This is a genomic window from Salinimicrobium sp. WS361 (assembly GCF_050750585.1).
Classification (GTDB): Bacteria; Bacteroidota; Bacteroidia; order Flavobacteriales; family Flavobacteriaceae; genus Salinimicrobium.
The window spans coordinates 16,355-28,077 of record NZ_JBOJLM010000024.1; the positions used below are offsets into that span (position 1 = coordinate 16,355).

Sequence of the window (11,723 nt, forward strand, 5' to 3'; positions counted from 1 at the left end):
CTTTTCTTCTTAAAAACCTTTAGATAAGAAAAAAAAGCTAACTTGAATTTTCTTTTTAAAACCCTATTTCAAGTGATAAAAAATAACCATTCAAAAATGTCATTTTTGAAACTTGTTCTTCAAATTATTCTGATAGTTTTAATCTTCAGCTCCTGTTCCTCCTCGCGTAAGCTCGCTATGGAAGCACAAAACACTTTGCAGGATTATCCGGCTTTTAAAACAGGATTTTCCGGAATATATATTTATGATCCGGCAGAGAAAAAAGTCGTTTTTGAACACAACTCCGAAAAGTATTTCACCCCGGCCTCAAACACTAAACTGTTTACTTTCTATGCAGGATTAAAAATTTTAGGTGATTCCGCTGTAGGTCTTGAGTATATTGTAAAAGAAGATTCCCTGATTTTTAGAGGGACAGGCGACCCTTCTTTTTTGTACGACAAGTTGAAATCTACTGCCGTTTTTGATTTCTTAAAAGAAAGAAATGAGACCCTTTATTACGTACCGCCTATACACGAGGAAAAACATTTTGGCCCCGGCTGGTCGTGGGATGATTACAACTACTACTATTCTGTAGAACGGGCAGCTATGCCTCTCTTCGGAAATTATGCCACCTTCACATCTTCAGCTGAAGATACAGTTCCCGTTGCCAAACCTGCGTATTTCAATCGTTACCTCGTAAAAGATTCCCTTAGCTCAGGAAGCAGCTTTACAGTTGTGAGAGATCACGACCAAAACAAATTCCTTTATCAGCAGCCCGCCGAAGCAGAAAACAGAAGCCGAATTGTCCCTTTTATTCATTCTTCACATCTGGTTACCGCGCTACTGTCCGACACCCTTCAGAAACCGGTAAAAATACTGGATCCTAAAAAAGTAGACTTCAGCAATAGCAAACTGCTTTATAGTATTCCTACAGACAGCCTTTACAAGCGGATGCTGCAGGTTAGTGACAACTTTATTGCCGAGCAACTACTACTTATGAGTTCCAGAGTATTATCTGATTCACTTAAAACGGATATAGCCATTGATTATATGATAAAAAATCACCTGCAGGACCTTTCTCAGGAAATAAAGTGGGTAGATGGCTCTGGCTTGTCTATTTACAACAAGTTCACACCTAAGACTGTAGTACAGCTCCTTGAAAAGATCTCTAAAGAAGTACCTCAAAAAAGGCTTTTTGAACTACTCCCCGCCGGAGGTGAATCTGGCACCATTAAGAACTTCTATAAAGCCAAAGAGCCTTATATCTATGCCAAAACCGGCACAATTAGCAACGTACATGCTTTAAGCGGCTACTTAAAAACCAAAAGTGGAAAAGTGCTCATCTTCAGCTTTATGAATAACAATTACATGGTTCCTTCCGCAGAAATAAAAGCAGGTATGGAGATCATTCTGCGCGATATCCATTTAAATTATTAGTTTTATGGAGGCTCAAAAATGCCATTTTTAAACCAAAATTATGCAGAGACGAAATTTTCTTCGCAATGTGGGCCTTGGCAGCCTTGCAATTCCGCTTCATAGTTTAGCCAGTTCATTTCCTGTCACAGGTTTACAGGATGTTTCTAAACCAAAACGCCTCGTTGTAGGTGATACTATTGGCATAGTGAGTCCTGCGGGGGCCATATATGAGTCTGAACCTTATGAGATTGCTATTGAATCTTTGCAGGCCATGGGTCTTAAAGTAAAATTGGGAGAGTTTGTGCGCACACGCCATGGTCACCTTGCTGGAACTGACGAACAAAGGGCTGCCGAATTTAATGACATGTGGCGAGATCCTGAAGTTGATGCCATAATTTGCCTTAGAGGTGGCTCGGGGGCGGCGAGAATTCTACCACTGCTCGATTATGAGGAAATCAAAAAAAATCCGAAGATATTTATCGGTTACAGTGACATTACCGCATTGCACCTGGCTATTTATAAAAAAACCGGACTTGTCACCTTTCACGGACCTTTGGCAACCTCAACATGGAATTCTTTTGCCGTAGATCATTTTAAAGATCTTCTTTTTAATGCAGAAGCTGTTGCCTACTCAAACCCAACTGAGAAAGGCGGTATGCTCACCCAAACAAAAAACAGGATAAGAACCATTACACCGGGTACCGCAACGGGAGAACTCCTGGGCGGAAATCTTTCTGTACTTACCAATATTATGGGCACACCTTACTTCCCTACCGACTGGCAAAATAAAATTCTTTACCTCGAAGATGTAGGAGAACAGATCTATGCCGTAGACAGGATGATGTCACAGCTACAACTAGGCGGGGTTCTGGAACAAATAAGTGGTTTTATCTTTGGAAAGTGTAGCGATTGTGACCCCGGAGGCGCCGGAGGTTATGGTTCCCTGACCCTGGAAGAAGTTCTGGACCATTATTTAAAGCCTTTGAAAATTCCGGCTTTTTCTGGAAGCATGATTGGACACATTAGCGATAACTTCACTATTCCCAACGGAATACAAGCCAAAATGAACGCGAACGACGGAACTTTCACATTATTAAATCCGGCAGTTCGTTAATTTAGGCCCGTAAGAAAGTCCGCCAATCCCTCACAATTCTTACTTTTATAAAAATTTTAAAAGCGTTCGGCAAATGGCATTTTAGAGAAGTTTTGCTTCCGTATATGAAGTTGGAGAAAATTTCGTTTACTGAAAGGTCATTATTTGAAATGCTGAAGATTTTAAAATACAGAGCTCTTACATGAAGAAAGAAGGGCACGAGGGAAGCAGGAGCTATAAAACAATAAATGACTGGGTGAATAAAGGAAGTGGTCATACCAACCCTGAAAAAACCCAAAAATAAAAAGTCATCCCCATTCCCTTCATAAAGGAATGAGGAACTCATTAAATTTTAAAAAATTACCTAAATATCATGCGAAAAAGTTTTTTACTCCTCCTTTTTGTTACTGCTGCCTTCCTGATTTCCTGTGAAAAAGAACAGGATCCTTTCCTGATTACCTCTAATAGTATAGGACGATTAACCAGCGACATAAAAATTAATCAACTCGATTCAATTTTTGCTGAAGATTCGCTTGTAAAGCAGGTAAGTAACAGCGAATTATACAGGAAAAGCAATGAAATAGAAGTTTATGATAACCAGGGCAACAAGCTCTTGTTGATCGAACCTGTGCAGGCCTTTGACTCCACCAGTACCATTGGATTCATCCAGGTACTCGACCCGCGTTATAAGACGGCCAAGGGTCTTGGAAAAGAAAGTACATTCCAGGATATTGTGCAGAACTATGATATTTCGAGGATAGAAAATACTCTAAGCGCAGCCGTTATCTTTATTGATGAATTGAACGTATATGTAACCATTGATAAAAAACAGCTGCCCGTGGAATTGCGCTATGATACGCAAACCCGGATACAGGCTTCCCAAATACCCGATGACGCCAAGATCAAGTACTTTATGGTAGATTGGGATTAACTCTTTAATACATCTGAATGTCTTCTGAAAACCTTACCCGTTTAAATAAATATCTAAGTGAAGTAGGCTACTGCTCGCGCCGCAAAGCCGACACTCTCATTGAACAGGGGCGGGTAACCATTAACGGCAAGGTCCCCGAAATGGGAACAAAAGTTAGCCCCGAAGATGAAGTGCGGGTGAACGGGGAACTCATCGTGCCTCCAAAAAAAGACAACGTCTACCTGGCTTTCAATAAACCTATAGGTATTGTTTGTACTACAAATCCGGCGGAAAAGAAGAATATAGTAGATTATATAAATTTCCCCACCCGAATCTTCCCCATTGGCAGACTTGACAAACCCAGTGAAGGTCTGATTTTACTCACCGACGACGGGGATATTGTCAATAAAATTCTTAGAGCGAGAAACAATCACGAAAAAGAGTACATAGTTACTGTAGACCGATTGATCACGCCTGATTTTCTTAGAAGAATGTCTTCAGGAATTCCCATTTTAGACACCGTTACCCGCGAGTGTGAGGTGGAACAATTGAGCAAGTTTGTTTTCAGGATTATCCTCACCCAGGGTTTAAACCGGCAAATTCGCAGAATGTGCGAGTACCTGGGTTATGAAGTAGTGAAGCTAAAGAGAATACGCATCATGAATATTGAACTTGATGTGCCGGTGGGGCAGTATCGTCATCTCACCCAAAAGGAACTGGACGACCTTGATCGCTTAACGGGAGAATCAAGTAAAACAGAAGATGCTTCTGTTGAGCAAAAACCAGCGAGTTCAAAGCCGAAACCCTCCAATACCACTTCCAAGAAAACCTTCGGAAAAAGTCCGGAGAATCAGAAAAACTTCCGAAGTAAAAGAAGAAACCGGGAATCTTAACACTCAATTAAGCAAATGATTGGGCATATCTGCTTATTTTTAAGAAAAAAGTTATGCCAGACAATCGCATCAAGAACGAAGATCAATACGAAGCTCTGAGAGATAAAGGGGCGAGTAAAGAGAAAGCTGCAAGAATTGCCAATTCTGAAAACACTGGTAAGAAAGGCGGCAAGGCCGATAAATATGAAGATCGTAGCAAAGACGATCTTTATAAAAAAGCCAAAGAGGTGGGGATAGAAGGACGTTCAAAAATGAGCAAGAAAGAACTTATCAACGCGTTACGCAACCATTAAAAATGCAGAAGATCCAACCCTTTCACCTTGCCATTCCGGTAGACAATCTGGAAAAGGCGAGAAAATTTTATAGAGAAACTTTAAACCTGGAAGAAGGAAGAAGCAGTGATCACTGGGTAGATTTCAATTTTTTTGGACATCAACTGGTAATACATTACAAAGCTGCTTCTGAAATTGACAATAGCGGCAGTAATCCTGTAGACGGGAAAGATGTGCCTATTCCACATTTTGGGGTGGTGCTGGATTGGGAGACTTTTAATTCCTTCTCGCAGGAATTAAAAGAAAAGAATGTTGATTTTGTGATAGAACCATACATTCGGTTTGAAGGACAGGCAGGAGAACAGGCCACCATGTTCTTTAAAGATCCATGCGGAAACGCGCTGGAATTCAAAGCTTTTAAAAATATAGACCAGTTATTCGAGAAATAATTACCTTTTAAATGAACAGATTAAAACCATCTTTAGTGCGACAACTGTTCGTACTACTCCTCATTTTATTCATGCTGGTTTTAATCTTTCGGGAGATTTTACCTTATCTCTCTGGAGTACTTGGGGCAATAACCCTTTATGTTGTACTTAGAAAGCCTATGACCTGGCTGGTAGAAAGGCGATGGCAACCTGTATTGGCAGCCGCTTTGCTTATGTTCCTTTCCTTCGTTGGGATCCTGGTGCCTATCACCCTTACTGCTATTATGCTCACGTCAAAAATAGGCAAGGCCGTAACAAATTCAGAAATGGTGTTGCAGGCAGTAAAGGATCAAATTAATGAAGCTGAGATCTATGTAGGTTACGATCTAAGCCAGAGTATTGATTCTGCCCGGATAGCCAACTGGCTCTCGAGCAACCTCCAATCTCTTGGTGCAGGCACGTTTAACGCTTTTATAGCAATAAGTATCATGTATTTTTTGCTGTATTATATGTTGATGAACCGCGACAGGCTTAAAGATATGATCATTTCTTACATTCCTTTGGGTGAAAACAATCTTGAGGTTATAGGCCACGAAGGTGATGAAATGGTAAAATCTAATGCTCTTGGTATTCCCCTGGTGGCTTTTTTCCAGGGAATAGTTGCATTAATTGGTTACCTAATTGTAGGCGTACCCGATCCCTTGTTCTGGTTTGTCATTACTGCCATTGGCGCCATGGTACCTTTTATTGGTACCGCCATAGGAATTGTTCCAGTAACTATTCTGTTATATTCAATGGGCATGGAATGGCAGGCGGTCTTTATTGTAATTTATGGCTTTGTGATCGTGGGAATTACAGACAATATTTTACGGCTGTACATACTTAACCGCCTTGCCAGTGTACACCCGCTTATTACTCTTTTTGGGGTAGTAGTTGGAGTGCCATTATTCGGCTTTATAGGGCTTATTTTCGGGCCTTTGCTCGTATCTCTGTTTTTACTTATCTTAAAGATATACAAGCATGAATACGGAAAAACAGAAAACAAACTTTAACCATAAAACAAAAATGCTATGTTAGAAAATGTAAAGAAGAAGATCAACAAAGACTATCTGGAGACCGAAGTTTCTAAAGTTAATGAAGGTGATTTGGATATGGTCATGAAGAACAAAGATGCCATCGATAAAAAGTTAAAAGGTGCGGGCATGAAAAAATATGCCGAACTGGGAAAGCTTATGTTTGGCATGCTTAAAGACTATAGAAAAGGAGAATACAATCAAATGCCGTGGTTCACAATTGCCGCTATAGGATTGACCCTGCTCTACGTTTTTAACCCAATGGATATGCTACCCGACTTTCTTCCGGGAGTAGGCTATGTAGACGATTTTGCACTTTTTACAATCGCCGTTCGGTTCATTGAATCCGATTTACATGCTTATCTCGACTGGAAAATCGATGAGGCTAAATTACTAAACGCCTAAACCTGAAATTATTTAGCATTACTTCTTGCACGGTGCTCCTCCCGGGCCAGCAGTGTATTTTTTAGAAGCATGGCAATGGTCATAGGTCCCACTCCACCGGGCACCGGAGTGATGTAACTTGCCTTTTGTGAAACATTTTCAAAATCTACATCGCCCGTGATCCTGTAACCTTTTGGCTTGGTTTCATCGGGAACGCGGGTTATTCCCACATCTATAACCACGGCATCATCTTTTACCATTTCTGCTTTCAGGAAGTTAGGAATCCCTACAGCAATGATGATGATATCGGCCTGTGAAGTGATTTGAGTAATGTTCTTTGTGAATTCGTGAGTAAGAGTTACTGTAGAATTACCTGGGAATCCCTGTCTCCCCATAAGGATACTCATGGGTCTCCCCACAATGTAACTACGACCAATTACGCAGGTGTGTTTCCCTTTGGTTGGGATGTTATACCGCTCAAGCATCTCAAGAATCCCAAACGGTGTCGCCGGTATAAATGATGACATGTCGAGAGACATTTTTCCGAAGTTGGTAGGGTGAAAACCATCCACATCCTTATCGGCACTCACTGCTAAAAGCACTTTTTGAGTATTGATTTGTGGCGGTAGCGGTAGCTGTACTATAAACCCGTCAATATCGTCATTGTTATTAAGCTCTTCAATCTTGGCCAGGAGTTCAATCTCGCTGGTGTTTGAAGACATACGGTATTCGGAAGATTCAAATCCTACCCTTTTACACGCATTAACTTTGGCATTTACGTACGTTAAGCTGGCGCCGTCACTACCAACAATAATGGCTGCCAAATGGGGGACCTTCTCCCCACGTTCTTTCATTTTTTGAACTTCCAGGGCAATTTCATCCTGAATTTCGTTGCTTAATTTTTTACCGTCGAGGAGCTCCATGTTTTGAGTGTGCAGTTTATAGTGGGCAGTTAGCAGTCTTTGACTCCAAACTTTCCGGGATTATGGATCATGAAATTAATTAATTTGCCAACCTGTAGAGAATGATCCTGCAGGTTATTATATCCTTCTTCTGGAAGATATTTACAAGCCAACGCAAAATCCAACCATAGTTGAGTTTCGGAGTTTTCACTATCAGCATCTGTCAGCTTACTTCTGTAATATTTAAAATAGTCTCTTTTACGATATGCCTCAGCAATGGTTGCACACACACTTCTGGAGGATCTTATGATCTGCGTATTTAGACCAAACTTTTCTTCAGCAGGAAAAGATTTTACGAGGTGAAAAATTTCCATGGCAAGTGCAAACGATTTTTGATATGCTAATAAACTTTTAAAACTCATTATCTGTAGGTATAGTGTTTATCACTGCCAACTTTGCACTGCCAACTGCTTACTAAACTATTTCATTCCCTTCATCATCTGCATCATCTTTCTTCCGCCGCCGCCCTGCATCATTTTCATCATCTTACTCATTTGGCTGAACTGCTTTAAAAGCTGATTTACCTGTTGCACCGATGTACCCGATCCTTTTCCTATTCTCTTTTTACGTGAGGCATTTATAACTGATGGTTTTGCACGTTCTTCTGGTGTCATGGAATGAATAATGGCTTCAATAGGCTTAAAAGCATCATCATCGATCTCCACATCTTTCAGCATTTTTCCTGCTCCAGGAATCATCCCCATAAGGTCTTTCATAGATCCCATCTTCTTGATCTGCTGAAGCTGGTTCAAAAAGTCATCAAACCCAAATTCATTCTTGGCTATCTTCTTCTGAAGTTTTCTCGCTTCTTCTTCGTCATATTGCTCCTGCGCTCTTTCAACAAGGGACACCACGTCACCCATCCCAAGAATACGGTCGGCCATACGGGAAGGATAGAAAACATCAATCGCATCCATCTTCTCACCCGTACCAATAAATTTGATTGGCTTGTTTACTACAGATTTAATTGAGATCGCAGCTCCACCACGGGTATCCCCGTCAAGTTTTGTAAGGATAACCCCGTCAAAGTTGAGTCGGTCGTTGAAGGCTTTGGCAGTATTCACTGCATCCTGCCCTGTCATCGAATCCACTACGAAAAGGGTCTCTTGTGGCTCGATTGCACTGTGAATATTTGCGATCTCGGTCATCATCGCTTCATCTACAGCAAGACGACCGGCGGTATCGATAATCACCACATTGTGCCCGTTAGCTTTAGCATGAGCAATAGCGGCCTTTGAGATAGCAACAGGATCCTGATTTCCTTCATCGCTAAATACCTCAACCCCTACCTGATCTCCAACTACGTGCAACTGATTAATTGCTGCAGGACGGTACACATCACAGGCAACTAAAAGAGGATTCTTAGACTTCTTGGTCTTTAAGTAATTTGCCAGCTTACCCGAAAATGTGGTTTTACCACTCCCCTGCAGACCCGACATAAGGATCACAGATGGGTTCCCCGAAAGGTTGATACCTTCGGCATCTCCGCCCATAAGTGTGGTAAGCTCGTCTTTCACCAGCTTTACCATCATTTGCCCCGGCTTTAAAGCTGTAAGCACATCTTGCCCCAGTGCCTTTTCCTTTACCTTAGAAGTAAATTCTTTGGCAATTTTATAGTTCACATCGGCATCAACAAGGGCCCGCCTTACCTCTTTAAGAGTTTCGGCAACGTTAACTTCAGTAATCTGCCCATGTCCTTTGAGGACGTGTAATGCATTATCTAACTTATCACTTAAACTTTCGAACATATTCTCTCAGATTTAAATACTGCCGGGTTTTATAGGCAGTTGCAAATTTAATGATTTGAGGCTGAAGTGAAAACTTTCAACTTCACATCTGCTCCAAAAATGTCATTTTTCGGAAAAATTTTTTAAACATTTCTTCGGAAGGGGTCTCAAAAATGACATTTGTAACACCTCTTTTAATTTTATCCCGACACTTCTATCTTCTAATTTCTAACTTCTAAAATCTAACCTCCCCTACATTCTCTCGGGCACCTGAATTCCCAGAAGTGCGAACGAAGATTTGATCACATCTCCCACAGCTTTTGACAACTGCACCCTAAAGTTCTTTTCTGTCTCATCTTCGGTTCCCAAAATAGTCACATTTTGATAGAAACTATTGAATTCCTTTACCAGCTCATAGGTATAATTGGCTATAAGCGCCGGACTGTGATTTTCGGCTGCAAGCTGAACAGTTTCGGGATAAAGCTGAAGCTGTTTGATAAGTTGTTTCTCTTTTTCATTCAGGCTGTACTCAAAAATAGGATTTGAGTAATCAAATTCAGCTTTTCTTAGGATAGACTGGATTCGGGCGTAGGTATACTGTATAAAAGGACCGGTATTTCCCTGGAAATCTACAGATTCTTCCGGATTAAACAATATTCGCTTCCGCGGATCTACCTTCAGAATATAATATTTTAAAGCTCCCAGGCCTATAATTCGATAGAGCTCTTCTTTTTCAGCTTCCGAATAGCCATCGAGTTTCCCCAGCTCTTCAGAAATATTCTTGGCGGTGGCAGTCATTTCTTCAATAAGATCATCGGCATCTACCACGGTGCCTTCGCGGCTTTTCATTTTACCGCTAGGAAGATCTACCATTCCGTAGCTCAAATGGTAAAGATTTTCGGCCCATTCGTATCCCAATTTTTTCAGGATCAAAAAGAGCACTTTGAAGTGATAATCCTGCTCATTCCCCACGGTGTAAACCATCCCGTTGATATGGTAATCTTTTACACGCTGTATGGCAGTTCCAATATCCTGCGTCATGTAAACCGCCGTACCGTCGCTTCGCAGTACGATCTTTTCATCGAGACCTTCATCGGTAAGATCTATCCATACACTGCCGTCATCCTTTCGGTAAAAAATGCCTTTTTCAAGACCTTCGGCAACTACGTTCTTACCGAGCAGGTAGGTGTTGCTTTCGTAGTAATTTTTATCAAAATCGACTCCCAGTTTAGCGTAGGTTTCTTCAAAACCATCGTATACCCACTGGTTCATGGTCTTCCACAGCTCAACAACTTCAGCATCGCCGGCTTCCCACTTGCGCAACATTTCCTGGGCATCTTTTAAAATAGGGGCTTCAGCTTTTGCCTCATCTTCGGTCTTTCCCTGGGCCTGCAAATAAGAAACTTCCTCTTTGTAAGCCTTATCAAACTTCACATAGTAGTTCCCTACCAGTTTATCCCCTTTTAATCCCGTTGACTCGGGCGTTTCATCATTTCCAAATCTTTGCCACGCCAGCATAGACTTACAAATATGAATTCCGCGGTCATTTATGATTTGAGTTTTGTAAACTTTTTTTCCTGAAGCCTTCAGGATTTCAGAAACTGAATACCCCAAAAGGTTATTTCTGATGTGTCCTAAATGCAGTGGTTTATTGGTGTTTGGCGAAGAGTATTCTACCATAATAGATTCCTCACCTACAGAAGCTTTTCCGAAGTCAGGATCATCTTTTACTTTTCCGAAGAAATTGAGATAGTAAGCATCGGCCAGAACAATATTCAAAAACCCCTGAACTACATTGAATTTCTCGATCTCTTTGTTATGGGCAACCAGGTAATCACCTATGGCCTCTCCAAGCTTTACAGGACTGGTTTTTATTTGCCTCAACATAGGAAATGTCACCAGGGTGATGTCACCTTCAAAGTCCTTTCGGGTGGGTTGAAACTCTACCGTCTCCAACGTTACATTAAAAATATTGCTAACCGCTTCTTTTACCTGCGCGGCGAGTACGTCCTGAACATTCATGTCTTTTAATTTTATTACCTGCAGGCTTCTACAGGAAGTGGCAAAGATAACAGAATTTTGAGGTTGTATAAAGGGTTTGAGCGCAAATGCTTACCTTTAGAAAAAAAGAAAATGCTACTGAATATTTCCCGTGATTTTGCTGACAAGAGAGAAGAGATCAATGAACTGGTGGGCAACCCTTTCACCCTCGAGGAAAGACAGGAGCTAAAAAAGACCAGTTTTCACGAACTGCCTGTAACTGCGGCCAGCATAGAAATTTACAACCTGCTCGTTTTAAATGAAGGCCAGGCACAAAATCACTGCAATATTGAGATGCGGCCAAAAGGAGTATTAATAAGCTTTAGAGCTGCCGGCGAAACTTATTCACTGGTAATTCCTTTTTTTAAGCTGAAGATCTACAAAGGTCGCGCAGAAGAATATTCCTTTTACAAAGACCAGTACTTTATTAAAATTCATGCCGGCGCCGGTCAAACCGAAGTACATAGCTTTATCAAAAAATTGCGTCACTACAAGGCAGATAAAGCTTTACCAAGAATAGAAGACCAGGAATAAGAGGTATCAAAA

13 protein-coding genes are annotated in these 11,723 nt (G+C 41.1%); 9 read left to right on the plus strand and 4 right to left on the minus strand.

What is annotated here, in order from left to right:
• Window positions 1-96 precede the first annotated feature (96 nt).
• The 8 genes from dacB (at window position 97) to ACQ93I_RS16250 (ending at window position 6,469) form a co-directional block, all read left to right on the plus strand.
• Window positions 97-1,416 (plus strand): D-alanyl-D-alanine carboxypeptidase/D-alanyl-D-alanine endopeptidase, encoded by a 1,320-nt coding sequence (gene dacB, locus ACQ93I_RS16215; RefSeq protein ID WP_431699436.1) that lies wholly within the window; start codon window positions 97-99, stop codon window positions 1,414-1,416.
• 40 nt (window positions 1,417-1,456) lie between these two features.
• On the plus strand, window positions 1,457-2,509 hold the full coding sequence (locus tag ACQ93I_RS16220; RefSeq protein WP_431699437.1) for a S66 peptidase family protein: 1,053 nt from the start codon (window positions 1,457-1,459) through the stop codon (window positions 2,507-2,509).
• 352 nt (window positions 2,510-2,861) lie between these two features.
• Window positions 2,862-3,419 carry a hypothetical protein gene (locus tag ACQ93I_RS16225; protein ID WP_431699439.1) on the plus strand — a complete coding sequence of 186 codons (558 nt, stop codon included), beginning with the start codon at window positions 2,862-2,864 and terminating at the stop codon, window positions 3,417-3,419.
• A 17-nt stretch (window positions 3,420-3,436) separates the two neighbouring features.
• Window positions 3,437-4,291 (plus strand): 23S rRNA pseudouridine(2604) synthase RluF, encoded by an 855-nt coding sequence (gene rluF / locus ACQ93I_RS16230; protein ID WP_431699440.1) that lies wholly within the window; start codon window positions 3,437-3,439, stop codon window positions 4,289-4,291.
• Window positions 4,292-4,344: 53 nt separating this feature from the next.
• A complete protein-coding gene (locus tag ACQ93I_RS16235) occupies window positions 4,345-4,584 on the plus strand; it encodes a DUF7218 family protein (RefSeq protein WP_266070270.1) in 240 nt (79 codons plus the stop codon).
• A 2-nt stretch (window positions 4,585-4,586) separates the two neighbouring features.
• Entirely contained in the window at window positions 4,587-5,012 is a 426-nt protein-coding gene (locus tag ACQ93I_RS16240) for a VOC family protein (protein ID WP_431699441.1), read from the plus strand.
• An 11-nt stretch (window positions 5,013-5,023) separates the two neighbouring features.
• A complete protein-coding gene (locus tag ACQ93I_RS16245) occupies window positions 5,024-6,043 on the plus strand; it encodes an AI-2E family transporter (protein WP_431699442.1) in 1,020 nt (339 codons plus the stop codon).
• A gap of 18 nt (window positions 6,044-6,061) precedes the next feature.
• Window positions 6,062-6,469: a YkvA family protein gene (locus ACQ93I_RS16250; RefSeq protein ID WP_423818192.1), complete on the plus strand. Its 408-nt coding sequence runs from the start codon at window positions 6,062-6,064 to the stop codon at window positions 6,467-6,469.
• An 8-nt stretch (window positions 6,470-6,477) separates the two neighbouring features.
• On the opposite strand, the gene ACQ93I_RS16255 is transcribed toward ACQ93I_RS16250, so the two are convergent.
• The 4 genes from ACQ93I_RS16255 to argS all read right to left on the minus strand — a co-directional run bounded on the left by ACQ93I_RS16255 (window position 6,478) and on the right by argS (window position 11,159).
• Window positions 6,478-7,371, minus strand: a complete 894-nt coding sequence (locus ACQ93I_RS16255; RefSeq protein WP_266070265.1) for a bifunctional 5,10-methylenetetrahydrofolate dehydrogenase/5,10-methenyltetrahydrofolate cyclohydrolase — start codon at window positions 7,369-7,371, stop codon at window positions 6,478-6,480.
• Between the two features lie 29 nt (window positions 7,372-7,400).
• The gene (locus ACQ93I_RS16260; RefSeq protein WP_431699443.1) at window positions 7,401-7,772 is read right to left on the minus strand and encodes a four helix bundle protein; all 372 of its coding nucleotides are present in this window, start codon (window positions 7,770-7,772) and stop codon (window positions 7,401-7,403) included.
• 57 nt (window positions 7,773-7,829) lie between these two features.
• Window positions 7,830-9,158, minus strand: a complete 1,329-nt coding sequence (gene ffh / locus ACQ93I_RS16265) for a signal recognition particle protein (RefSeq protein ID WP_431699444.1) — start codon at window positions 9,156-9,158, stop codon at window positions 7,830-7,832.
• Between the two features lie 231 nt (window positions 9,159-9,389).
• Window positions 9,390-11,159 (minus strand): arginine--tRNA ligase, encoded by a 1,770-nt coding sequence (gene argS, locus ACQ93I_RS16270; RefSeq protein ID WP_431699445.1) that lies wholly within the window; start codon window positions 11,157-11,159, stop codon window positions 9,390-9,392.
• Window positions 11,160-11,270: 111 nt separating this feature from the next.
• Between argS and ACQ93I_RS16275 the strand changes: the two genes are divergently transcribed.
• On the plus strand, window positions 11,271-11,711 hold the full coding sequence (locus tag ACQ93I_RS16275) for a hypothetical protein (protein ID WP_431699446.1): 441 nt from the start codon (window positions 11,271-11,273) through the stop codon (window positions 11,709-11,711).
• Window positions 11,712-11,723 lie beyond the last annotated feature (12 nt).